The following is a 23,293-nucleotide window of genomic DNA, read 5'->3' as shown; positions in this document are numbered from 1 at the left end:
ACGCGCCCTAATTCGTCATCTCAATCCGGCCAGCACGAAGTCCGCGATCTCCCCTGCCAGCTGACCGGGCGTCTTCTGGCCGTCGGGCCGGAACCACATGGGCAGCTGGTTGACGACGCCCAGCGCGATCCGCACGACGGTGTCCGCGGGCACCAGAGAGCTGAACTCGCCGTCCGCCTGCCCCTTCTCGATCACCGCCAGGAACGTCTCGTGGTAGCGGCGGCGTTCGGCGCGGAACTCGGTCATCGAGTCCTCGCCGAGCCGGTGCAGCTCGCGGACGAACACCGCCGTCTCGTCGACCCGTTCGGCCGTCGAGATGACGAGCGACGCCAGGATCTCGCGCACCGTCTCGGCCGCGGACAGGCCGAGGCCGATGATCCGGTCCATGTCGGCGGACTGGGACGTGATCAGCAGCCGGTAGATCTCGAAGAGCAGGTCGTCCTTCGCACGGAAGTAGTGGTAGAGCGCGCCCTTCGTGACCTCGGCGGCCGTGACGATCTCCTGCACCGAGGTCGCGTCGTAGCCCTGCGACGCGAACAGCCGCACGGCTGTGTCGAGGATCTTCTGTTCGGTCGCGCTGGGCATCGCTAAGCCTTCGGTGCCAGTGCGCGTACCTGTTCGATCTGGTCGCCACCGGTCGGGAGCAGGGCGATGATCGGGGTGTCGACGCCCGCGGCCTGGTACTCGGCGACGCGCGAACGGCACTGGTCCAGCGACCCGTGCACGACCAGCGCGTCCACGACCTCGTCCGGGATCGACTTCGACGCGGCCTTGCGGTCGCCCGCCGCCCAGGCCTCGTGCATCGGGCGCAGCGCCTCGCCACGACCCAGCCAGTCGTGGAACGCCGCGTAGGCGGGCACGGTCAGATAGGTGCTGATCAGCATGCGTCCCAACGCCCGCGCGGCGTCGGCGTCCTCGGTCGGGCAGACGAAGATCCGGGCCGCGAGTTCGGCCTCGCCCAGCTCGGTTCGCACCTGCGGCACGTCGGTGGCGGCGAGCCAGTTGGTGATCGCGCCGTCGGCCTCGCGACTGGCCAGGCGCAGCATGTTCGGGCGCAGGGCCGCGAGCATGATCGGCACCTTCTCCGCCGGCGGGCGCTCCAGCTTGAAGCCCTTCACCGAGAACGTGTCGTAGTCGGCGCTGACCTTCTCCCCCGCCAGCGCGGCCTTCAGGAACCGCAGCGTGTCGCGAGTGCGCTTGAACGGCTCCTCGAACGGGATCGCGTTCCAGCGCTGCACGATCGCGGGCGACGACGAGCCGATGCCCAGCACGAACCGCCCACCGGTCACCTCGGCCAGCGTCGCCGCGGTCATCGCCAGCGTCGCCGGGCCGCGCGTGTACACCGGCGCGATCGCCGTGCCGAAGCGCAGCTCGGAGGACCACTGCGCGGCGAGCGCGAGCGGCGTGAACGCGTCGGTGCCCGTGGTCTCGGCCGACCACACGTCCGTGTAGCCGAGCCCGGCGAGCTCGGACACCAGCGCGCGGTGCTCCAGCACCGGCACACCGATCAGCGGCAGCGTGATTCCCCAACGAGCCATGAACGCCTCCCGGTCGACTTGGAGGCCACCCTACCGACCGGTCGGTATGCTTACAACCTCACTTCTTGCGGGCCATCGTCAGACCGTCCGCGATCGGCACCAGCACCGACTCCACGCGCGTGTCGGTGCGCACGAACCTGTTGAAGGCGTCGATCGCGGCGGCGTTGCCCTCCGGCTGCTCGTCGGCGGCCTCGCCGTAGTAGAGCGTGTTGTCGGCGAGCAGCAGGCCGCCCTGCCGCACCCGCGGCACCAGCAGGTCCCAGTAGTGGACGTACCCGACCTTGTCCGCGTCGATGAACACCAGGTCGATGACCGGCTCCTCCGGCAGTTCGGCCAGCGTCACGGCGGCCGCGCCGATCCGCAGGTCGATCCGGTCGCGCACGCCCGCCGCCTGCCACGCCTCCTCGGCGATCGTGGTCCACTCGGTCGAGAGGTCGCAGGTGATGACCTTGCCGGACGGGGGAAGCGCCTGCGCGAACGCCAGCGTGGAGTACCCCGTGTAGGTGCCGACCTCGACCACCGTCTGCGCGCCGGTGAGCTTGACCAGCAACGACAGCAGCACCGCCTGCTCGTGCGGGATCTGCATCTCCGCCGAGTCGCCGAGCTCGGCCGTGCGGGCGATCAGCTTCTCCTGCACGGCGCTCGGCTGACCGGCCTGCTCGCGCACGTAGCGATAGATCTGCGGGGTCATGACCACGGTCTTGAAGTCGTTCACGCGCGGCCTTCTCTCATAGTCGGGTGGCGAACGTCCTGAGTGTCTCTCCGTACTCGGGGCTCAGCGGGTGTTTCGCGAGGTCATGACCGATCGCGGACAAGATGGCCGTGCGGTGCGCCTGGTAGCGGCTCACGCACACGCACTCCCTGCTGACGAGGAAGAACTCGTCGAACCGGGCGCGTTCGGCGTCGGTGGTGGGCACGCTCGTACGGCCGGACTCGCGCAGCAGCGACGGGCCGCCGGGCACGAGTCTGCGCATGACCTCCTTGTGTGCCAACAGGTTCGCCTTGCTCGCAGAGGAGAGTGGCGCGGCCGCCACGGGCCCCAGTGCGGCACGAGCCCTGCGCAGCAGGCCGGGCAGTGGCTCGTAGTCACGTGCCCACCGCCCGCTGAACGCCGGGTCGAACGTCACCATCATCGGCCGGATGACGTCCTCGTACACCTCACGGGAACAACTGCCCGAATAGGCGAGCATCACCGAGTACGCGTCGTATCCAAGCGCAGTGAGGCGGACTAGTTCCGAATCAGGCTCGCGTATCAACCGATCGAGTGAATCCGACAGAAACTTCCACACCAGAAATGCGCCGTGATGGCCGAGAAACCACCGGTGCACGGCCCGTTGCACCGGGTCTTCCGGGGCGTTGATGACGATCGGAATCTGAAAGCACCGGTCCGCGCACGGAATCAGTTGCGCGCCCGGCATCGGCAGCCGCAGGACCGGGAGGTCGACCCAGGTGTGCCCCCACGCGGGCAGGCAGGCGGGAGCGCTCATCGTTCACCGTCCACTTCGGACACGACGGCGTCGAGGAGATCCGCGACCTCACCCAGCGCGGTGTCCAGCGGCCGGTCCTCCACGATCGGCGGCACCACCTGCGCGATCCGGTCGAACACCTCCGCGAGCCGCGGCGCCAGCGGACGGCGGGCGCCGACGTGCACGGCCTGACGCAACCCGATCGCGAGCCCCGCGTGCAGATACCGCAGCAGCCGTGTCTGGTCGAGCGCGGTGAACGCGGCCTGTGTGCCGAACGGGACGACGTCCTGGTTGTGCAGGTTCGTCGGCAGGCTCTGCACCGAGGCGGGCGCGGAGGCCCTGCGCATCGCGGCGACGGTGGCGGTCGTGCACAGCTGCACGCCCTGAAGCGCGTGGTGCTGACCGGGAAGTGGGCTGAGCATCGGCGGCAACCCGTTGGTGCGGTGGGGATCCACCAGCAGGTCGAGCTGGCGTTCTGCCAGGTTGCCCAGCTGCACCAGCGCGACGTTGAGCTGGTCGGCCGCGAAAGCGCTGGGCTGGCCGAAGAAGTTGCCGCCGTGCACGACCTCTCCCGTCTCCGGGAAGAACAACGGGTTGTCGCTCACGCCGTTGAGGTCGCGGCGCACCACCTTGTCCGCGTGCCGCACGCTCGTGCCGGCCGCGCCGATCAGCTGCGGCGTGCACCGGATGCTGTAGGGCTCCTGCAGCGGACGCTCCCCGGATGGCTTACTCCCTTCGAGCCAACTTCTAATGGCCGCACCCGTTTCAGCGACGTCCGGATGCCCGAACGCCGCCAGTAGTCCAACCGACGTGAACTCGACGCCACAGCCGAGGACGTCGGTCATCAAGGCGGACAACAACTCCGCCGTTCGCCGCGCGCGAACCGACTGTGCGACAGCGAGTCCGAGAGCTGCGGCGGTCACCGAAATGCCGTTGACCAACGCGAGGGCGTCCCGGCCACCGAGCACGAGTTTCCGGAGTCCCGCACGTGTGAGCGCTTCCTCGGCGGGCATGAGCTGCCCCTGGAAGAACGCGTTCCCGTTACCGCGCAACGCATGGGCCACATAGGCCAGTGGCTGGAGGTCCCCACTCGCACCGACTGACCCCAAACGTGGTACCGCCGGCGCGAAACCGGTGTCCAGCATGGCAGTCAGCGAGTCCACGACCTGCTCGGACACTCCGGATCGCCCCTGCGCCAAAGAGAACAGTCGCGTGAGCACAGCCGCGCGGGCGACGGCCGGCGGCAGCAGTTCACCGTGGCCGACGATGTGGTGGAGGATGGTGTTGTCGCTCTGGCCGGCGCTGTCCGCGCGGCCCTCGAACTCGACGAGCGGGCCGAAACCCGTTGTGACGCCGTAGATGGCGCGCCCGGACGAGCTGACTTCGAGCACGAACTCATGGCAGCGCGCGATCCGTGCGCGCACGTCAGCCGGCAGTTCGACGTGCAACGGATCGCGGGCGAGTTCGAGCTGCGCCGGTGCGAGGTGTGCGGCCAGATTCAGGACAGCAGAAGATGTTCCGACAGGCACGATGCCTCCAGATGACTTGGGAGCCACTCGCGACGATCCCGGTTGACCTGCCTGCGAGGAAGGGCCTTATGTACGCACTAAACGAGGAAAATTTCTCAGCTGTCCTTCGGCGTGATCAAGCCGCCGGAGAGGTGATCGAACTCTCCGCGCACGATTCGGCCCAAAAGATCGGCGGACTGCTCCAGCGGAGTGAACCTGCCCGTGTCGCGCTGAGACCTCGCCCACGTCGAGATCCTTTGCTGGTGGGGATCCTGCGAGTCCATGGTGGCGCCACGGCGCATCAGGCCGATGTCGACCATGCCGGGATCGAAGCTCAGCACGGCGATGGGCCGGTGCTTCAGCTCGATCGCGAGGTTCTCGGTCAGCTTGATCACGGCCGCTTTGGACACGGAGTACGCGGTGACGTAAGGCCATCGGTGCACACCGGCGTTGCTGACCACGTTGATGATCCGCCCGCTCGTCATCGTGCGGATCGCGGCGTTGGCGGCGAACGCGGTGCCGCGCAGGTTCACCTCGAACGTGTGCCACCAGTCGTTCTCGTCGACCTGCCACGTCGGACCGACCGGTCCGCCCAGTGCACCGTTGTTGACCAGCACGTCGATCCCGCCGAGGCTCTCGATGAGCTTCGGTGTCGCGTGCGGATCGCCCAGGTCCGCGACGTGCGTCTCGACGTCGACGCCCCTGGCCGTCAGTTCGGCATGAGCGGTGTCGAGCGCCTTCTCGTCGCGTCCGGTGATGACGAGCCGATGTCCTTGCGCGCCAAGGACGTCGCTGAACGCCCTGCCGAGTTCCTTGGCACCACCGGTGATGAGAACCCTCACTGCGAGGCGTCCTTCAGCAGGCGACGAAGGATCTTGCCTGAGACGGACTTCGGTATCTCTCGCACGAACTCAACCTGGCGGATCTTCTTGTAAGACGCCACCTCCGCCGCCACGAAGGCCATCAGTTCGTCCGCCGTGACGTCGCCTTGCGTCACCACGAAGGCTTTGGGGATCTCGCCGTTAACCCGATCGGGCGCACCGATCACGGCCGCGTCCCGAACGGCGGGATGCCGGCGCAACACCGCCTCCAACTCGGCGGGCGCGACCTGGTACCCCTTGTACTTGATCATTTCCTTGATGCGGTCCACGACGTGGAACCGGCCGTTGTGGACTCGCACGAGATCCCCGGTGCGCAGCCAGCCGTCCACGAAGGCGTCGCGGGTGGCCTGCTCGTCGCCGAGGTAGCCGTCCATCACCTGAGGGCCGCGGATGAGCATCTCGCCCTCCGCCGCGTCCGTTGTGGTGCCGGGCTCGACGATGCGCGCCTCGGTTCCGGGACAGAGCACACCGACGCTCGTGGGGTCGGATTCCACGTCATCGTCGAATGTCTGGTGTGTCCCACCGGCTTCGGTGAGTCCGTAGCCCTGCCGGAGGGGCGCCTGGAGCTTGCGTTCGGCTTCCTGGCGGATGGTGTCGTCGAGCGGGGCGGCGCCGCAGAGAACGAGCTTGAGGCTCAGTTCGGGTACCGGTTCTGGATGATCCGCGATGGCGGCGGCGAGCGGCGGCACCAGAAACGCCCGTGTGACGCGATGTTCCGCGAGGCGCCGCAAGTACGTTCCGGCGTCGCTGCGAGGCATGGTGACGAGGGTGGCGCCACCGAGCAGGCCGGAGTTGAGGATGATCGCGAAGCCGTAGACGTGGAAGAACGGCAGGTTCGCGGCGAGGACGTCGGTCTCGTCGATGCGCCAGCCCGGCCGCTGCTGTTCCAGGTTCGCGACGAGCGCGCGGTGACTCAGGCCGACGGCCTTGGTGAGACCCGTTGTGCCGCTGGAGAAGAGGACGACCGCCGGGTCGCCGGGGTTTCCCGGTGGCAGCGAATCTTCTTCGCTCTCAGGAAGGTTGTCGAGGTCGAGCGTCGTGGTGACGTTCGCGAGGTCTTCGAGCCGCGCGATCTCCGGCGGTGTGAGCATCGGGTTGATCAGGGCGGCCGTCGCGCCCGCGGCCATGACCGCGTGCAGGCCGACGGCGTACCTCGGCCGGTTGAGACTGACGATCGCGACCGTGTCACCGGGCCGGATCCCAGCCCTGACAAGGCCTCTGGCCGTTCTCTCGACCTGATAGGCGAGCTCGGCGTAGGTGAGCGACTCGCCCGTGACGGCGTCCACGAGCGCTACTTTGTCGTTGTGCCGTGCGCGTTCCAGAACGTGTTCTGGCACAGTGCGTTCAGGAACGGCCACTGCCGGCAGGGGGCTGTGGTAGATCACTGGCGCGACTCCGGTGTCCACGCCGCCGTACCTGATGCACGGCGACGTGGCCGGACACTATCGGCACTTTTCGTGATCGTGTGAGCGAGTTGGTCGGAGACTCACCAAGTCTGGTCAGAGACTCACACCGCGCTCGGCCAGCCAGCCGACGGGGTTGATCTTCTGCCCGCCGCCGACCCACACCTCGAAGTGCACGTGCGGCCCGGTCGACTGCCCGCGGTTGCCGATCGTCGCGATCTGCTGCCCGGCCTTGACCTTGGCGCCCTGCGGAACGTCGATGGTGTTCATGTGCCCGTAGACGGTGATGGTGCCGTCCTCGTGCTGCACGCGCACCCACAGCCCGAACCCGGACGCGGGCCCGGCCTCGATGACCGTGCCGTCCATGACGGAGACGATCGGGGTGCCGATGGCGTTCGCGATGTCGACGCCGTTGTGGCTGGTTCCCCAGCGGGCGCCGAACCCGGACGTGAACGAGCCCTGAGCGGGCCGCACGCACTTCGGGCGCTTGGCCTCCTCCTCGGCCGCGATCCGCGCCCGTTCGGCCTTGGCGGCCTCCTGGCGCTTCGCATACGCGCCCTCGGCGGACCTGAGGGCTCCGGCGACGTGGTACTGCGCCTGGATCTGCTCGGCCTGCAGCAGCTTGCGCGCCTCGGAGCCGGTGTCGACGGAGTGAATCGTCTGTGGACCCTGCTGCGGCTGCGCCGGCGGGGCGGTCATCACCGCGGCGAGGTTCTTGGTCGCCGCGACGGGGGTGATGAGGCGGTCGACCGGGGACACCGTGCTCGCCGCTTGGGCGAACCCGGCGCCGGCGAGGGCGCCGGCGGCGACGACCACCGCAACGGCCTTCTTGCGGTCCAGGTCCACTCTGGTGATGACGTCGACCAGCGGACCCTTCACACGATGCCGTGCCAAAACTGCCTCCATGCACTCGGGGGAGTTCGGCAACCGCGCTTCGCCTGGCGTCGGGGGGCCTGGCTGCGGGCTTCGGGGGCCCGGTGGTGGACTGGACCGCTTCGGGGGGCGTTCCGTGTCCTTGCGGTTATCGAACCGTGACATGCGGCGCAGAACGTAACCTCGCGTCACCGGCCCGAGCAAGCCAAGTGGGTGTTCAGGTGATTAGGCCCACTACCAGTCACTTTCGGTAGTCAAGACATTCCAGGCTTGGTCACCACGTTCTGAACCAATCCCCTTCAGTACGTTTGTACTGGTCAGTCGCTTTATCGAGAAAGGTTTGCGGGTCCACCCCGTCCACGACAAAGGGCCGCCGGACGCACTTGGCGTCCGACGGCCCTCTGGGACCGAACGATTGCTTACTTGTACTTGGCCGCCGCCGGCTTGAGCTGTTCCACCGGCAACCCCTCGTGGATGACCTTCATGGCGTTGAACCACGTCGGCGCGGCGGACTGGCCACCGAAGATGCCGTTGCGGCTACCGGGGCACAGCCGGATCGGGTCCGCGCAGATCACCTGCGGGTTGTTGCCGTCGGCGTAGGTCATCACCGCGCCCGCGTACTGCGGGGTGGCGGCGAGGAAGGCGACCGACTTGCTCTCCTCGGTGGTGCCGGTCTTGCCGATGGCCGGACGGTTCCAGCCGGTGCCGGACGCCGCGGCGGCCGCGGTGCCACCACCGTGGATGTCCTGCGACATGCCCTGGGCCAGCGAGTTCGCCAGGTCGGGCTCGACCGCCTGCTCGCAGGGCTTCTCCTTGAGCGGGATCTCCTTGCCGTAACGGTCGATGACCTTCTCGACCGGGGTCGGCGGGCACCAGGTGCCGCTGGAGACGATGGTGGCGGCCACGTTGGCCAGTTCGAGCACGCTGGTGGCGCCCGGACCGAGGGTGTAGGAGCCCGCGTTGTTCTGCTTCGTCCAGTCACCCTGCGACGGGCCGTTGGAGCCGTCCGCCTTCAGCGGCTCGGCACCCCGGTTCACGGCGCTCAGGGTGTCGCGCATGCCGAGCTTGTACGCCATGTCCACGACGTTGCTCAGGCCCGCCTGCTCCTGCAGGATCACGAAGCCCGTGTTCGGCGACTGGGCCAGCGCCTGGGTCAGCGTCATCTCTTCGGGGTAGTTGCCGGCGTTCTTGACCGTGTAGGGCGCGCCACCGTTCGGATAGACCCTCGACGAGTAGGTCTTCGGGACCTTGATCTTGCGGTCGATGCCGGTGATGTTGCGCTGCAGGGCCGCGGCGGCGGTGAAGACCTTGTTCACCGAGCCGGGGCCGAACGGCAGGACCTCGGCGGGCACGGGACGGGCGACCTGGCCGAGCTCGGCGTTGTTGCCGAAGTCGCGGGACGCGACCAGCGCGCGGACGCGGTGCTTGTCGCTGCCGGGCTGGACGACGGACATGACGTTCGAGATGCCGTTCGTGGTCTTCGGAACCTGCTTCTCGGCCGCTTCCTTCGCCGCCTTGGTGGCCTTCGGGTCCATCGTCGTCTTGATGGTGAGGCCGCCGCGCTGCAGCTGCTTGTCCGTGATGCCGGCATCGCGCAGGTAGTCGAGCAGGTAGGAGCAGAAGAAGCCGTAGATCGGGCCGTCACCGGCGCCGACGCAGCCCTTGGGCAGGATCTGCAGGTCCTCGACGACGCCCAGCGGCGCGGCCTTGAACTCCTCGGCCTTCTTCTTGGCCTCGGTCTCGTCCGCGCCGAACGCACCGTTCTCGCGCATCTTGTCGATGACGATGTTGCGGCGCTCCAGCGCCTTCTCCGGGGACGCGCCGGGGTTCAGCGACGACGGGCGGTTCGCGATCGCGGCGAGCAGCGCGGCCTGCGGAACCGTCAGCTTGTCGGCCGTGGTGTTGAAGTACGCCTTGGCGGCGGCACCGACGCCGTAGGTCTGGTTGCCCAGCGGCACGATGTTGAGGTAGCCGGTGAGGATCTCGTCCTTGCTCATCTGCTGCTCGAGCTGCAACGCGACCCGCGCCTCGCGCATCTTGCGGCCGACCGTCGCCTCGGTGGCCTTCTCCCAGGCCTCCTGCTCGTTGTCGGCGCCGAGCACGAACGCCATGTAGTTCTTCACGTACTGCTGGGTGAGCGTCGACGCGCCCTGCGTCGCCCCACCGTCCACACCGGCCTTGGCGGCGGCACGGGCGATGCCCTGCCAGTCGACGCCCTGGTGCTCGTAGAACCGTTTGTCCTCAATGGCCAGGATCGCGCCCTTCATGGTGTCCGCGATGTCCTTGGTCTCCAACGGGATGCGGTACTGGTCGTACAGGTAGGCGATCGGCTGGCCGTCCATGTCCTGGATGGTGGTGACGAGCGGCAGCTCACCCTTCGCGAGATCGCCCGACGTCTGGTCGACCGTGTCGGCCGCGCGGTTGGACGCGAGCCCGAGACCTCCGACGAACGGGAACACCATCGCAGCGAGGAGCACGCCCGCAGTCAGGCACAACCCCAGCAACTTGACCAAGCCTGACGCGCGTGCGGCGAACAAACCGCAACTCCTTCCGAGCAAAACCCCAGAGACTCTCTATACGTATAAGTCGCGCGGAAGGCCCATGAGGTTGCGTCCGCTGATCGACTGTTTTCCAACCTACCGGAGTAGTCGGAGGCCGATCGTCGGACTTGCCCTGCGCACCTCGACGCCCGCGTGGTCGGGAAGGACGTCGTCGAGGAACCCGTAGCGCGCCAGTTCTTCGTCTGGCCGCCTGCTCACCGTCCGCCACCAGACCGCGATGTCCCCCCAGCCGGGAGCGGACAGCGAGCCGCCGAAATGTTGCACGGACAGCGCGGCACATAGGTTCGCGAACCGCACCCGGTGTTCGAGGGGCCACCCGGCCAGAGTGCCCATGACGAACCCGGCCCCAAACACGTCGCCGGCACCGGTCGCGTCGAGTTGCGCGACGTTGAGCCCCGGCACGTCCACGCACTCGCCGGTGGCGCTGTCGACGGCGACCGCTCCCCCGCCCCCGCGTGTGACGACCACCACGGGCACGTGCTCGGCGAGTTCGCGCGCGGCGGCCTCCGGGGTGTCGGTGCGCGTGTAGCCCTGCGCCTCCACGTGGTTCGGGAGGAACACGTCATATCCGTCAAGCCTGCGCAGGAGTTCCGGCGACCACGCCCCGGTGCGGTCCCAGCCGATGTCGGCGAAGAGCTTGGCGCCGTTCTCCTTCGCCGTGCGCACCCACTGCTCGTCCTCGGCCTGGATGTGCACGAAGCACGCCTTGGTTGACGGCGGCGGCGAGAAGAGGTCGTCCGCGACAACGGGCGACTTGTGGCCGTGCGTGACCATGCTGCGGTCGCGTTCCATCGCCATGCTCACCGTCACCGGCGAGTGCCATCCGTAGAAGCGACGGCAGTAGGAGAGGTCGACGCCCTCCTGGTCGGCCAGCACGTCCCAGCAGAAGTCGCCGTACGCGTCCTCGCCGAACGCCGCCGCCAGCGCGGTCTTCAGTTCGAGCCGGCGCAACGCCACCGCGAGGTTCGCGATCCCGCCCGGACACGACCCGAGGCCCTCGGCCCACACCTCGGTGCCCGGCTCCGGTGGACGGGGCAGGCCGGTGAAGATGATGTCGAGGAAGACCGTGCCGGTGAGGAGCACGTCGTAGTCCGGTTCCGCCATGCGTAAACCTTGCCATCCGGATTCGGCGGGCATGCGGTAGAAACGTCGGCCATGGGGGTTCCGCTCAGGAAGAACGTCCAGTTCCAGCTGCTCTGGCTCGGCGGTGCCGTCTCGCAGCTCGGCACCACGATCACGACGCTCGCGATGCCACTGCTGGTCGTGGCGCTCACCGGCTCGTACTTGCTGCCCGGCGTGATCGCGGGCGCACGGGCCGCGGCGCTGCTGCTCACCCTGATGCCGGCGGGCGTGTGGGTGGACCGCTGGGACCGCAGGAAGACGCTGGTCCGGAGCCAGTCCGCGCAGGCGCTCGCGGCCGCTCTGCTGGCCGCCGCGATCCTCACCGGTCACGCCTACGTCGTCGTGTTCGTCGCGCTGGCCGTCGTCGACGGCGTCTGCACCGCGTTCGCCGGCCCGGCCCGCACCTCCGCGATCCAGGCCGTCGTGCCCCAGGAGCAGCTCACCACCGCCTACGCCCAGGAGGAGGCCCGCAGCCACGCGGCACGGGTGGCCGGACCACCGCTGGGAGCCCTGCTCATGGCCGTCGGGCGCGCGGTCCCGTTCGTGGCCGACGCGATCACGTTCGCCGTGGCCGCGGTCTGCGCCTGGTTCGCGAAGATCCCGGCTCGCGATGAGCAGAAGCCCCGCCGGCGCATGCACCACGACATGAAGGACGCGGCCCGCTGGCTGTGGCAGCAGACCGGCCTGCGCAACCTCACGATCATCTTCCTCGTGCTGAACCTGCTCGGCGGCGCCTCGATGCTGCCGGTGTTCGCCCTCGTCGCCGAACGCGGAGGCACCGGCCTCGACACCGGCCTGGTGCTCGCGGGCATCGGAGTCGGCGGCGTCATCGGCTCGCTGCTGTCCCCCAGGGTCACGCTCGCGCCCGGCAAGCTCATGGTCGCCGTACTGGTCGTCTTCGGCGCCTGCACCGTCGCGATGGCACTCCCGTTCGGCGTGTTCTGGCCGTTCGTGCCGCTGGCGCTCACCGCGGTCGTCACGCCGCTGGTCAACGTGTCGGTGTCCGCGCTGCACTCGACACTGGTCCCCGAGGACATGATGGGCCGCCTGGACGCGGTCTCGACGCTGGCCGTCCGCGTGCTGACGCCGCTCGCGCCGGCGCTCGGCGGGTTGCTCGCCGGCATGTTCGGCGGCGCGGTCGCGTTGCTGGCGTTCGGCGCGTTGATCCTGGTGACGGCGGTGGCGGCGGCGTTCACCGATCTCAAGACGCCGTCGAACTTCCACTCAGCGGAAGCCGATGCTTCCCACTGACACGGCCAGAGCGTCCACTGAGGACATGCCCGAACGCCCCACTCTGCTGCTCGTGCACGGCGCCTGGCACGGCTCCTGGTGCTGGAACCCGCTGCGCACCCTCCTCGAAGCCGGCGGCTGGCGGGTCGACACGGTCGACCTGCCCAGCGTGGCGCCGCAAGACGCGCCCAGGCACGGCATGCACGACGACGCCCAGGCGATCAGGGACGCCGTCAACGGCCCGACGGCGGTGATCGCCCACTCTTACGCCGGCATCCCGGCGACCCAGGCGGCCACGCCCGAGGTCCGGCACCTCATCTACGTGGCCGCGTTCGTGCCGGACGTGGGCGACTCGCTGCTGAACATGGTCGGCGGCACCGCGCCGCCGTGGTGGCGCACAGAAGAAGACGTCGTCCACGCGCTGACGCCGGAGACCGTCTTCTTCAACGACGTCGACGACCCGCCGACGGACAGACTCCTGCCGCAAAGCCGGAAGGCCTTCACCGACGAGCTCACGGAGGCGGCCTGGCGCACCACGCCCAGCACCTACGTCCTCTGCGCGAAGGACAACGCCATCCCGCCACCGGCACAGGAGGCGATGTCCCGGCGCGCGACCACGACCGAACGTCTTGATGCAGGACACTCCCCGTTCCTGTCCTGCCCGCAAGAGCTCGCCGCGATCATCGAGAACGCGGTCAGCCTTCCTCGGCGACCATCTCCCGCATCCGGGTGAGCGCACGGTGCTGTGCGACCCGCACGGCACCCGGAGTCGACGAGACGGCCAGCGCGACCTCCTCGGCGGACAGGCCCACGGCCACCCGCAGCACGAGGATCTCGCGCTGACGGGCCGGCAGCTTGTGCAGCAGGCGCGTGACCTGGGCCATCATCTCGCCGTTGACGGCGTGCTGCTCCGGGCCCAGTTCCAGCGACGGGCAGTCCGGCAGTTCCGGCACGACCTCGGCGCGGTTGCGCACGGCGCGACGACGGGCGTCGGCGACCTTGTGGGCCGCGATGCCGTAGACGAACGCGAGGAACGAACCGGGCTCGTAGCGGTACTTCGACAACGCGCCGAGCACCGCCACGCAGACCTCCTGCGCTATGTCCTCCGCCGAGACCAGCGTGCGCTCGCGGCCGCCGACCCGTGCGCGGCAGTAGCGCACGATCAGCGGCTGGATCCGGCCGAGCAGGTGCTCGACCGCCCGTCTGTCTCCGGCGAGAGCGGCATCGACGAGGTCGGCGAACTCGGCTTCGGCGAGCCACTGGCTGGAGACCGGTGCCTGGAGCACCCGACGGCGCATGGGCACCGTTGGCTGGTTCCAGGACTCCTCAGGAACGAGGACGTCTGCACCGCCACCGGTCCGCACGGCTGTGGGTATGACCATCCCGGCGACCCTCCTCCACTACAGCGACACTAGGGGCTTCACTGAAGAAGAGACCGCAGCGAGCCGTTTGATACCGCCTGCATCCAAGAGGACCACGAAGTCCATGCGGGTGGGGCACGCAGCACCCTTCTGGGGTAGAACGTGGTCCTAATGGCCCAGTCGTTCGGACATGCCGAATTGCTGTACTCCCAGGTACCCGACGCGGAAACCTGCCTCCGAGTAGGCCAGGTAGAACTCCCACATCCGGCGGAACGTGTCGTCGAAGCCCAGCTCCCGCACCTCGTCCCAACGGGTGAGGAAAGTTTCGCGCCACCGGCGAAGCGTCTCGGCGTAGTCCTCGCCGAACGACCGCGTCTCGACGATCCGCAGCCGGGTGTGGTCGCGCACCGACTCCTCGATCGACCGCACCGACGGGATGAGCCCGCCGGGGAAGATGTACTTGTGGATCCAGGTGTAGCTGGCCTTGCTCGCGATCATGCGGTCGTGCGGCATGGTGATCGCCTGGAGTCCGACGCGGCCGCCAGGAGCGAGCACGCGGTCGAGCATCGAGAAGTAGTCGGGCCAGTATTCGGCACCGACTGCCTCGATCATCTCGACGCTGACGACGGCGTCGTACCGGCCGTGTTCCTCTCGGTAGTCACGCAGCTCGACCGTCACCCGATCGTGGAGGCCCGCGGCACTCACCCGGTCCAGTGCCAGCTTGCGCTGTTCGGCCGAAATGGTCAGCGACGTGACCGTGGCACCCCTCTGGGCGGCCCGGATCGCGAGCGCGCCCCAGCCCGTGCCGATCTCCAGCACGCGTGAGCCGGAACGCACGCCCGCGTAGTCGAGCACGCCGTCGATCTTGCGCAACTGGGCCGTGCGCAGGTCGGCGTTCCCGCCCTCGAACAACGCCGACGAGTACGTCATCGTCTCGTCGAGGAACAGCGCGAACAGCTCGTTCGACAGGTCGTAGTGCCGGTGGATGTTCTGCCGCGAGCCGGCGACGTCGTTGACCTCGGTCTGCCGCCGCTCCGCCCACCGCCGCATCAGCTGCAGGCGCGGCGGGATCAACGTCGAGAGCTTCGCCGCGAACACCGAGAGCACGTCCGCGAGCTCGTCGGAGACCCAGTCGCCCACCATGTAGGCCTCGCCGAAGCCGATCTTGGCGTCGGCGCCGAGGCGGTGGAAGAACTCGCCGGGCCGCACGATCCGCATCACCGGACCACCCGCTCCCCACGTCCTGCCGTCAGGGAACTGGACGGTCACGTCCAGCGACCGCACGGCCTTGCGGAACAGCGCCTCGGCGATGCGGGCCCTCATCGGCGAACGCGGCGCCGTGAACAGTCCGGGCCAGACGCCCTGGCCGGGACGGGGCAGGGACAGCGTGCTCATCTGAAGTCCTCCGTGAAGACGCCGCCGCCGAGCTCGGGGAGTGAACAGCTCGGCGGATTGTTAGAGTGCGAACAATGAGTGGGCAGGTGAAGCGTGCGTTCAAGTACCGCTTCTATCCGACTGATGTGCAGGCAGCAGAGCTGGCGCGCACCTTCGGATGTGTCCGGATGGTCTACAACCTGGCTTTGCAGGCACGCACCGAGGCGTGGAACCTGCGGCAGGAACGGGTGGGCTACAACACCACCTCGGCGATGCTGACCACCTGGAAGCACACCGACGAGTTGGCGTTTCTGAACGACGTGTCGTCTGTGCCGCTGCAACAGACGTTGCGTCACCTCCAGGCGGCGTTCGTCAACTTCTGGGCAAAACGTGCCCGGTACCCGCGTTTCAAGTCTCGGAAGCGATCGCGCGCCAGTGCCGAATACACCCGGTCGGCATTCCGGTTTCGTGACGGAGTGCTGACGCTGGCGAAGATGGCCGAACCTCTGGAGGTTCGCTGGTCCCGGCCACTGCCCGCGGGGGCCGTGCCCTCGACTGTGACCGTGTCGCGAGATCCGGCGGGACGCTGGTTCGTGTCCTTGCTGTGCGAGGACACGGGAGTGATACCGCTGTCGCCCGCAGACTCGGCGGTGGGAATCGACCTGGGGCTCGACCATCTGCTGGTGCTGTCGACCGGCGAGAAGATCCTCAACCTTCGACCCGAACGCCGAGACCGGCTCGCGCTGGCCAAGGCTCAACGTGCGTCGTCCCGCAAGCAGCGGGGCAGCAACAACATGGTGAAGGCCCGAACGAAGGTCGCGCGAATCCACGCTCGAATCGCCGATCGGCGATCTGACCATCTGCACAAGGTGACCACTCGGCTCGTGCGTGAGAATCAAACGCTCGTGATCGAGGATCTGGCTGTGTCCAACATGGTCGGCAACCGGCGTCTCGCGCGCGCCATCGCTGACGCGGGCTGGCGTCAGTTCCGGCGGATGCTGGAGTACAAAGCGAGCTGGTACGGACGCGAAGTCGTGGTGCTCGACCGCTGGTTCCCGTCGTCCAAGCTGTGCTCCGCCTGCGGCGCACGTGCCGCCGCCATGCCGTTGCACGTGCGTGTGTGGACGTGCGACTGCGGCACGAAGCACGATCGAGACGTCAACGCAGCATGCAACATCCTGGCCGCCGGGCTGGCGGCGACGGTCTGTGGAGCCGACGTGAGACCTCAACGGAACAGTCCGTTGAGGCTGTCGGTGACGAAGCAGAAAGCCCTGCGGTGCGAGCCGCGGGAACTCCTCTCGTCGACGAGGAACGAAGTCAACCATCACTCCTGGGGATGATCGGAATACGCCTCAGGTAGAGGGCAATGCCATGACGGCGGATCAGCGCGGACACGCGCTGGGGCATCAGCGGACGCTTGAACAGCATGCGCAGTCCCGAACTGCGCTCGCCCCTCATCGTCGCGCTGAAGGTCGTCTTCCCGTTCTGCCGCAACGCGATGGTCACGGACAGCTGGTTTCCTGGTTTCGGCAGCTTCATCACGTAGTGGCCGTCGACTTCCAGGAACGGGGAGACGTAGAACTCCTTGTCCACCGACGCACGGCCGTTGGCGTCGGTGCGCAGCAGATAGCAATGACGTCCGCCGTAGGTGTTGTGCACCTCCGCGACGACGCACGCGAGCTCTCCGGAGGCGTCGTGGCACCAGAACACGGACAGCGGGTTGAAGACGTAGCCGAACACGCGGGCGTTGGCGAGCATCAGGACCTGCCCGCCGCCGAGGTCGATCCCCTGCCCTGCCAGCCACTCGTCCAGGTTCTCCCGGATGGTCCTGTCCGGCGAACCGAGATGGTCGCGGGCCTCGAACTTGGCGAACGGCCTGGCCCACCACGGTAAGCGCGGCATCTCGCCGAGATCGACCAGCCACATGTAGGCGCGGTGGCTGAACGCCCGGTCGATCAACTCGCGCCGGGAGTGGGTGATGAGGACGTCGTAGATCACCAGGCCACCCCGAGGTGCTGGGCCGCGCGCACTCCGGACGCGCAGCCGTCCTCGTGGAAGCCCCAGCCGTGGTACGCGCCGGCGTAGGCGGTCGTGCCAGTGTTGATCTCGGGCAGACGTCGTTGCGCCGCAACGGATCCCGGCGTGTAGATCGGGTGCTCGTAGACCATCTTCGCGAGCACGCGGTCCGGGTTCACGTCGTACGGGTTGAGCGTGACGACGAAGTCACGTGGTTCGTCGAGCCGCATCAGCCGGTTCATGTGGTAGCTGACGAGCACCTGGCCGTCGGCTTCCCGGCAGGCTCGCTTGTAGAGGTTCCAGGACGCCCGTGCGCCCTTCGCTCGCGGCAGGATCGAGGCGTCGGTGTGCAGCCAGGTCTCGTTGCGCGAGTACTGGAACGCGCCGAGCACCTCCTTCTCCGCGCGCGTCGGGTCGGCCAGCAGTCCCAGTGCCTGGTCCGGGTGCGTGGCGATGACGACGTGGTCCGCGGTGTGCAGCACGTTGTTCTCGTCGCGGATCTCCACGCCTGCGCCGTTGCGCGTGACGGCCCTGACGGGCGTGCCGACGTGGACGGCGTTGAGGCCCTTCACGGCACGATCGACGTACGTGCGCGAGCCGCCGACGACGGTCTTCCACTGCGGGGTGCCGCCGATCGCGAGCATCCCGTGGTTGGCGAGGAACTCGAACAGGTACCAGGCCGGGTACTTCATGCTCAGTGCCGCACCGGACGACCACACCGCGCTGACCAGCGGAATGATGAAGTGGTCGATGAAGTAGCGCGAGTAGCCGCCGATCACCAGGAACGCGCCGAGCGTGACGTCGTGCGCTTCCTCGTGGGCGAGAACGCGCTCGGCGTGCCGGTAGAAGCGGGTGACCTCGGCGAGCATCCGGACGTAACGGCCGTTGACGGCGTTCTTCGGCTGCGCGAACAGCCCGGGCAGTTTCCTGGCGCCCGCGTACTCCAGGCCGCAGCCGTCGCACCGGACGCTCATGGACATCTCGGAATCCTGAGTGGACACGTCCAGCTCGCGGAAGAGCCTGATCAGGTTCGGGTACGTCCGTTCGTTGTGGACGATGAACCCGGAGTCGACGGCGACACCGCCGATGTCGTGCGTGTGCGCGTGCCCGCCGAGCCTGTCGTCGGCCTCGAACAGCGTGACGTCGTGCTTGCGTTGCAGCACGTAGGCGGCGGTGAGCCCGGCCACCCCTGCTCCGATGACGGCGACCTCAGCCACGCGAGCCTCCCAACGGCACGTCGAGACCTCGCGGCGAGGCCTCCTCCATGGCATTCGCGATGTCGGGCGCCACCGGTTCGAGCCCGAGCTCACCGTGGACGAAAGCTACGACCAGCCGGGTCCAGTCCCTCGCCCTCTTGAGCATCGCGTGGCCGTCGCCGACGACGCTGAACCGCGCGACCCGGTCCGTGACGGTCTTGGCCTGCCGGGCGAACCGCAGCGACTGCGCCGGGTCCGTCATCCGCTCCTGGTCGCCGTGCGCGATGAGCAGCGCCTTGCCCCTCAGCTGCTCGAAGGGCTCGCCGGGCACCAGCCACGGCGCGAGCGCGCACACGGCGACCACGCTCGGATGTCCGGCGACCCGCAGCGCGGTCCGGCCGCCCATGGAGTGCCCGACGAGCACGATCGGCACGCCGGGGTGCTGCTCGGTGATCTTCGCGAGCGCCCACTGCGCGTCCTTCACCGGATCGAGGCTCGGCGCGTTCCAGCCGCGAACCCGGTAGCGCATGCTCCAGACCTCGACGCCCGGCGCTCGCAGCGCGCGGGCCAGCGGGACCATGCGCAGGTACGCCAGGTTGAGGCGCCGGACGGGTCCGGTGCCGTGTTCGCGTCCGCCGTGCAGCACGAGCACAACGGCATTCGTACCGTCCGGCGGTTTCAGCACGTCAACATGCGGATGCACACTTGATGTTCGGGAAGCCACGCCCTTCGGCTCGGCCGTTGAGAGCCAGCTCACACCAGTAGTGTTCGAACGGTGATCGACCACATCAGCATCGAAACCGAGGCAGGCTCCTTCGACGCCATCGCGTCCGGCCCCGAGGACGGCCGCCCGGTGCTGCTGCTGCACGGCTTCCCCGAGGCCGCCATCGAATGGGAGCACCAGGTCGCGGTGCTGGGTGTGAACGGCTTCCGCGCGGTCGCCCCCGACCAGCGCGGCTACTCCCCCGGCGTGCGCCCGGAGCAGGTCGGCGAGTACACGGTCACGCACCTGGTCGGCGACGTGATCGCGATGGCGGACTCGCTCGGCTGGGACACGTTCGACCTGGTCGGCCACGACTGGGGCGGCGCCGTGGCGTGGTGGACCGCGATCGAGCACCCGGACCGGCTGCGCACGCTCACCGTCTTCTCGACACCGCATCCCGGTGCCTTGAAGACCGCGTTGCAGACCGACGAGGAGCAGGCGATGCGGTCGCAGTACATGCGCGACTGGCGTGAGCGCAGCACCGAGAAGCGCATGCTCGACAACAACGCCCAGGCCCTCAAGCAGATGTTCGAGTGGCGGATCCGGCCCTCGCACGTCGAGGAGTACGTCCAACGCCTACAGGAGCCGGGCGCTCTCACCGCCGCACTGAACTGGTACCGGGCGGGCAAGCCGCACGGCGCCGCGGACAAGGTCAGCGTCAAGACCATGTACGTGTGGAGCACCGAGGACGTCGCGTTCGGGTCGGTGGCCGCCTTCGAGACCGAGAAGTGGTGCACCGGCCCGTACCGCTTCGAGATGGTCGAGGACGTCAGCCACTGGATCCCGGAAGAGGTTCCCGAAGCGGCCTCGTCGCTGATCCTCGAGAACCTGAGCTAGCGAGCCACAGCACGAGCGCCGTGTACGCGCAGAGCACCACGAACCCGGCCCAGCCCGGCAGCGGGAAGTAGCCCGCGGATGGCGCGTAGTGGGTTGTGACCTGCGGATACTCCACGGCGGTCTGGGTGACGGCGAATGCCGCGGCGGGAGTGAGCCGCAGCAGCCAGTCCGCGACGGCGTCGGGCAGCAGCGGGACCGCGGTGACGGCGTAGGGCACGGCGACCAGCGTCAGTCCGACGAGGATCGCCGCCCAGCCACGCCGCAGCCACACGCCGAGCCCGTACGAGAGGATCGCGCAGAGCGCGAGCACGGCGGCGACACCGACGACCACCCGGACACCGGGCAGCAACGGCGCGACGGCGAGCAGACCGGTGACGAAGGTGGCCGCCCCGACGACGGCCGCCCTGACCACGGTCACCGGCCGGGACGACGCGTCACGAGCGCCGTAGCGGGCCGCGACGACGAGCACGATGAGCAGCGCGATCACCAGGCCGGCCAACGCCTTCTCGACGCCGCGCACACCGCCCTCACCGATCGGCCCGATGTCACCGGTGCCGCTGACGGTGACGACGCCGTCCTTCTCCACCACCCCGGACGCGTTGTGGAGCTTCTCCCAGTCCGTGTGGTTCATCTCGCCGACCGACTCGCTGCCCCACGAGCCGGTGCCGCCCTGGACGGTGACGTTGTCGAAGACACCGACGGCCTGGGTGAACCGCACCTCCTCGATCGTGCCTCCGAGAGCGGTCTCGCGGAGCGTGAGGTCTCCGGGTGAGGTGGCGAAGAGTCCGACCTGGACGGTCTCCGGCAACCCGGTGAGCTCCGCGGTCCCGACGACGTGCCACTGCTCGCCGTCCGCCGACTCGGACCCGGTGATGGTGTCGCCGGAACGGGTCAGCCGCAGCCAGCGAGGAGCCTGGCCCGCGCTTCCGGCGACGTCGTGCACGTAGTCGTGCTGGAAGCGCACGCCGTGGTCGCCGGTCATCGCGAGCGCCGCGTACCGCGAGCCCTGCCGCAGGCCGTCCTTCACGATGATCCCCGCCTTCGCCCACGGCACGAGCCCGGCGACGATCTGGTCGTGGCCCGGCGGCGGGTAGGTGATCGTGCCGGTCATCGATGTCATGCGGACCGTGATGGAGCCGTCACGGCCCAGGTCCTGGTGCCGGAACCAGAACGTGTCGCTGACGCCGGACGAGGTGCCGCCGGCGAACAGCAGGCCCAGCGCGGCGACGGAGAGGGCGGCGACGGCCAGGGCGATCAGGCGGCCCGGTGTGCGGAACGCGGTCCACTCCCGCCGGAGGAGTTCAGTGCTCGACATGGTGCCGGGTCTACGGATCGGCGGCTAACACGGTCCGAAGCGGCCTTGTCATGCCGTTGTTAGGTCGTTCCGGTCATGCTGACGCCATGAGAACGATCGGGGTGCGGTTCACGATCCTGTACGCCGTCGTGTTCCTCGCGTCGGGCATCGGGTTGCTGGGCCTCACCTTCCTGCTGTCCAGCGGCAAGGTGACCGAGGTCGCGAACCCGTCCGGCCTCGACTCGGCGCAGCAACAGATCCGGCAGTTGCAGGAGCAGCTGGCCGAGGTGCACACGCAGCAGGCACGGCAACTGCTGGCCGGATCGCTGCTGGCACTGGTCGTGATGGCGGTCGTCTCGCTGCTGGTCGGCCGGGTGCTGGCCCGGCGCGTGCTGCGGCCGTTGCGGACCATCACGAGCGCCACGCGCCGCATCTCCGCCGACAGCCTGGACCGGCGGCTGGCCGTCACCGGTCCGGCCGACGAGGTGAAGGGTCTCGCCGACACCATCGACGAACTGCTCGAACGGCTGGAGGTGTCGTTCGCCGCGCAACGCCGCTTCGTCGCGAACGCCTCCCACGAGCTGCGAACTCCGCTGACGACGATGCGGGCGTCGCTGGACGTCGCTGTCGCCAAACCGGACCCGGCGACGTCGACGGTGGCGCTCGCGGATCGTCTGCGCGTGCAGCTCGACCGGGTCGATCACCTGCTCGACGGGTTCCTCGTGCTGGCCAGGGCACAGCACGGCGCGCTCGCCGACTCCGCCGCGGTCGACCTCGGCGAGCTCGCCGAAGGGGCGTTGCTCGAGCTGTCCTCCGAGGTCGGGGCGAAAAGGCTGACCGTGACGGTGGACGTCGCACCGGGCACGGCGACGCGAGGAAGTCCGGCGTTGCTGGCACGTCTGGTGGGCAACGTCGTCGACAACGCCGTGCGGCACAACGAGGCCGGCGGGTGGGTGAGGATCAGCGGGTTCGCGGGCGAGGAGGCGGTGCTGGTCGTCGAGTCCGGCGGACCCGTCTTCGACCAGCGGGAGGTCGACCGGCTGGCTCGGCCGTTCGAACGGCTCGGGGGCGAGCGCATCGGCTCCTCCGGCCTGGGACTGTCCATCGTGGCCGCCGTCGCCGCCGCGCACGGCGGACGGCTCGCCCTGTTCGCCAGGCCGGAAGGTGGTCTGCGGGTGTCGGTGACGTTGCCGTGAGGATCCTCGTCGTCGAGGACGACAGCGCCCTCGCCGAGGTCATCGCGGAAGGGCTGCGCGACCAGGGAATGCCCGTCGACCTCGCGCACGACGGGCTGGTCGCCGCCGCGAACCTCGACGTCACCGCGTACGACGTGGTGGTCCTCGACCGGGACCTGCCGGGGCTGCACGGTGACGTGCTGTGCCAGATGATCACCGAGCGGGCCGACCGGCCGATGGTGCTGATGCTGACCGCGGCGAGCGCGCCGGGCGACCGGGTCAGCGGCCTGACCCTGGGCGCGGACGACTACCTCGCCAAGCCGTTCCACTTCCCGGAACTGGTCCTGCGCATCCGGGCGCTGGCCCGCCGCAAGCCGGACGCGCGGCCCCGGACGGTGCGCGCCGCCGGGATCGAACTCGACCCCGTGCGCCGCACAGCCGTGCGCGACGGCCGCCAACTCACCCTGTCGGTCAAGGAGTTCGCCGTGCTGGAGGCACTGCTGCGGGCGCACCCCGGCTTCCTGAGCGCCGAGGACCTGCTCGAACGGGTCTGGGACGAGCACGCCGACCCGTTCACCAACACCGTCACCGTGACGGTGGGCCGGCTGCGCCGCAAGCTCGGCGAGCCGCCGATCATCGCGACGACACCGGGAATCGGCTATCGAATCGTGTGATCCGCCGACAGTCATTAGATT

Annotated in this window: 22 protein-coding genes; 6 read left to right on the top strand and 16 right to left on the bottom strand. The window is 68.7% G+C overall.

Going from position 1 to position 23,293, the window contains the following annotated elements:
• Window positions 1-15: 15 nt before the first annotated feature.
• The 10 genes from ACIRG5_RS42780 to ACIRG5_RS42735 all read right to left on the bottom strand — a co-directional run bounded on the left by ACIRG5_RS42780 (window position 16) and on the right by ACIRG5_RS42735 (window position 11,334).
• Entirely contained in the window at window positions 16-585 is a 570-nt protein-coding gene (locus ACIRG5_RS42780; RefSeq protein WP_402916217.1) for a TetR/AcrR family transcriptional regulator, read from the bottom strand.
• A gap of 2 nt (window positions 586-587) precedes the next feature.
• On the bottom strand, window positions 588-1,538 hold the full coding sequence (locus ACIRG5_RS42775) for an LLM class F420-dependent oxidoreductase (protein ID WP_402916216.1): 951 nt from the start codon (window positions 1,536-1,538) through the stop codon (window positions 588-590).
• A gap of 58 nt (window positions 1,539-1,596) precedes the next feature.
• On the bottom strand, window positions 1,597-2,253 hold the full coding sequence (locus ACIRG5_RS42770) for an O-methyltransferase (RefSeq protein WP_402916214.1): 657 nt from the start codon (window positions 2,251-2,253) through the stop codon (window positions 1,597-1,599).
• A 13-nt stretch (window positions 2,254-2,266) separates the two neighbouring features.
• Window positions 2,267-3,025, bottom strand: coding sequence for an L-tyrosine 3-hydroxylase (locus tag ACIRG5_RS42765; protein WP_402916213.1), 759 nt, complete (start codon window positions 3,023-3,025; stop codon window positions 2,267-2,269).
• Window positions 3,022-4,533, bottom strand: coding sequence for a histidine ammonia-lyase (hutH, locus tag ACIRG5_RS42760; RefSeq protein ID WP_402916211.1), 1,512 nt, complete (start codon window positions 4,531-4,533; stop codon window positions 3,022-3,024). The genes ACIRG5_RS42765 and hutH overlap by 4 nt, the downstream gene beginning before the upstream one ends.
• 95 nt (window positions 4,534-4,628) lie before the next feature.
• A complete protein-coding gene (locus tag ACIRG5_RS42755) occupies window positions 4,629-5,354 on the bottom strand; it encodes an SDR family NAD(P)-dependent oxidoreductase (protein WP_402916209.1) in 726 nt (241 codons plus the stop codon).
• Window positions 5,351-6,730, bottom strand: a complete 1,380-nt coding sequence (locus tag ACIRG5_RS42750) for an AMP-binding protein (protein WP_402916378.1) — start codon at window positions 6,728-6,730, stop codon at window positions 5,351-5,353. The genes ACIRG5_RS42755 and ACIRG5_RS42750 overlap by 4 nt, the downstream gene beginning before the upstream one ends.
• Before the next feature lie 162 nt (window positions 6,731-6,892).
• The gene (locus ACIRG5_RS42745; RefSeq protein WP_402916207.1) at window positions 6,893-7,690 is read right to left on the bottom strand and encodes a M23 family metallopeptidase; all 798 of its coding nucleotides are present in this window, start codon (window positions 7,688-7,690) and stop codon (window positions 6,893-6,895) included.
• 398 nt (window positions 7,691-8,088) lie between these two features.
• Window positions 8,089-10,146 carry a transglycosylase domain-containing protein gene (locus ACIRG5_RS42740; protein ID WP_402916205.1) on the bottom strand — a complete coding sequence of 686 codons (2,058 nt, stop codon included), beginning with the start codon at window positions 10,144-10,146 and terminating at the stop codon, window positions 8,089-8,091.
• Window positions 10,147-10,305: 159 nt separating this feature from the next.
• The gene (locus ACIRG5_RS42735) at window positions 10,306-11,334 is read right to left on the bottom strand and encodes a PfkB family carbohydrate kinase (protein WP_319981402.1); all 1,029 of its coding nucleotides are present in this window, start codon (window positions 11,332-11,334) and stop codon (window positions 10,306-10,308) included.
• 51 nt (window positions 11,335-11,385) lie between these two features.
• Between ACIRG5_RS42735 and ACIRG5_RS42730 the strand changes: the two genes are divergently transcribed.
• Both ACIRG5_RS42730 and ACIRG5_RS42725 read left to right on the top strand, forming a co-directional pair.
• Complete coding sequence (locus tag ACIRG5_RS42730; protein ID WP_402916203.1) at window positions 11,386-12,603, top strand: MFS transporter; 1,218 nt, start codon at window positions 11,386-11,388, stop codon at window positions 12,601-12,603.
• A 25-nt stretch (window positions 12,604-12,628) separates the two neighbouring features.
• Window positions 12,629-13,315: an alpha/beta hydrolase gene (locus ACIRG5_RS42725; protein ID WP_402916201.1), complete on the top strand. Its 687-nt coding sequence runs from the start codon at window positions 12,629-12,631 to the stop codon at window positions 13,313-13,315.
• On the opposite strand, the gene shbA is transcribed toward ACIRG5_RS42725, so the two are convergent.
• Window positions 13,278-13,964, bottom strand: coding sequence for an RNA polymerase sigma factor ShbA (shbA, locus tag ACIRG5_RS42720; RefSeq protein WP_402916199.1), 687 nt, complete (start codon window positions 13,962-13,964; stop codon window positions 13,278-13,280). The genes ACIRG5_RS42725 and shbA overlap by 38 nt on opposite strands.
• 147 nt (window positions 13,965-14,111) lie before the next feature.
• Entirely contained in the window at window positions 14,112-15,338 is a 1,227-nt protein-coding gene (locus ACIRG5_RS42715; RefSeq protein ID WP_402916197.1) for a class I SAM-dependent methyltransferase, read from the bottom strand.
• A gap of 74 nt (window positions 15,339-15,412) precedes the next feature.
• Between ACIRG5_RS42715 and ACIRG5_RS42710 the strand changes: the two genes are divergently transcribed.
• A complete protein-coding gene (locus ACIRG5_RS42710) occupies window positions 15,413-16,657 on the top strand; it encodes an RNA-guided endonuclease InsQ/TnpB family protein (RefSeq protein WP_402916195.1) in 1,245 nt (414 codons plus the stop codon).
• Here ACIRG5_RS42710 and ACIRG5_RS42705 read toward each other — a convergent pair.
• From ACIRG5_RS42705 to ACIRG5_RS42695, 3 genes are read right to left on the bottom strand one after another with little or no spacing between them, the layout of a single operon-like run.
• Entirely contained in the window at window positions 16,635-17,315 is a 681-nt protein-coding gene (locus ACIRG5_RS42705) for a DUF1365 domain-containing protein (RefSeq protein WP_402916193.1), read from the bottom strand. The two genes, ACIRG5_RS42710 and ACIRG5_RS42705, sit on opposite strands and share 23 nt — an antisense overlap.
• Window positions 17,312-18,550: an NAD(P)/FAD-dependent oxidoreductase gene (locus ACIRG5_RS42700; protein WP_402916191.1), complete on the bottom strand. Its 1,239-nt coding sequence runs from the start codon at window positions 18,548-18,550 to the stop codon at window positions 17,312-17,314. The genes ACIRG5_RS42705 and ACIRG5_RS42700 overlap by 4 nt, the downstream gene beginning before the upstream one ends.
• Complete coding sequence (locus ACIRG5_RS42695; protein WP_402916189.1) at window positions 18,543-19,214, bottom strand: alpha/beta hydrolase; 672 nt, start codon at window positions 19,212-19,214, stop codon at window positions 18,543-18,545. The genes ACIRG5_RS42700 and ACIRG5_RS42695 overlap by 8 nt, the downstream gene beginning before the upstream one ends.
• Window positions 19,215-19,304: 90 nt before the next feature.
• Between ACIRG5_RS42695 and ACIRG5_RS42690 the strand changes: the two genes are divergently transcribed.
• Complete coding sequence (locus tag ACIRG5_RS42690; protein WP_402916187.1) at window positions 19,305-20,129, top strand: alpha/beta fold hydrolase; 825 nt, start codon at window positions 19,305-19,307, stop codon at window positions 20,127-20,129.
• Here the strand turns inward: ACIRG5_RS42690 and ACIRG5_RS42685 are convergent.
• Entirely contained in the window at window positions 20,062-21,444 is a 1,383-nt protein-coding gene (locus tag ACIRG5_RS42685; protein ID WP_402916185.1) for a hypothetical protein, read from the bottom strand. The genes ACIRG5_RS42690 and ACIRG5_RS42685 overlap by 68 nt on opposite strands.
• A gap of 86 nt (window positions 21,445-21,530) precedes the next feature.
• Between ACIRG5_RS42685 and ACIRG5_RS42680 the strand changes: the two genes are divergently transcribed.
• Both ACIRG5_RS42680 and ACIRG5_RS42675 read left to right on the top strand, forming a co-directional pair.
• Complete coding sequence (locus ACIRG5_RS42680; RefSeq protein ID WP_402916183.1) at window positions 21,531-22,619, top strand: sensor histidine kinase; 1,089 nt, start codon at window positions 21,531-21,533, stop codon at window positions 22,617-22,619.
• Window positions 22,616-23,272 carry a response regulator transcription factor gene (locus tag ACIRG5_RS42675; protein ID WP_402916182.1) on the top strand — a complete coding sequence of 219 codons (657 nt, stop codon included), beginning with the start codon at window positions 22,616-22,618 and terminating at the stop codon, window positions 23,270-23,272. Before ACIRG5_RS42680 ends, ACIRG5_RS42675 begins: the two co-directional genes overlap by 4 nt.
• Window positions 23,273-23,293: the final 21 nt, after the last annotated feature.

It is taken from the genome of Lentzea sp. NPDC102401, assembly GCF_044765805.1.
GTDB lineage: Bacteria > Actinomycetota > Actinomycetes > Mycobacteriales > Pseudonocardiaceae > Lentzea > Lentzea sokolovensis.
Note: the sequence above shows the minus strand (reverse complement) of the source record. Positions and strands in the feature narration are given on the sequence as shown.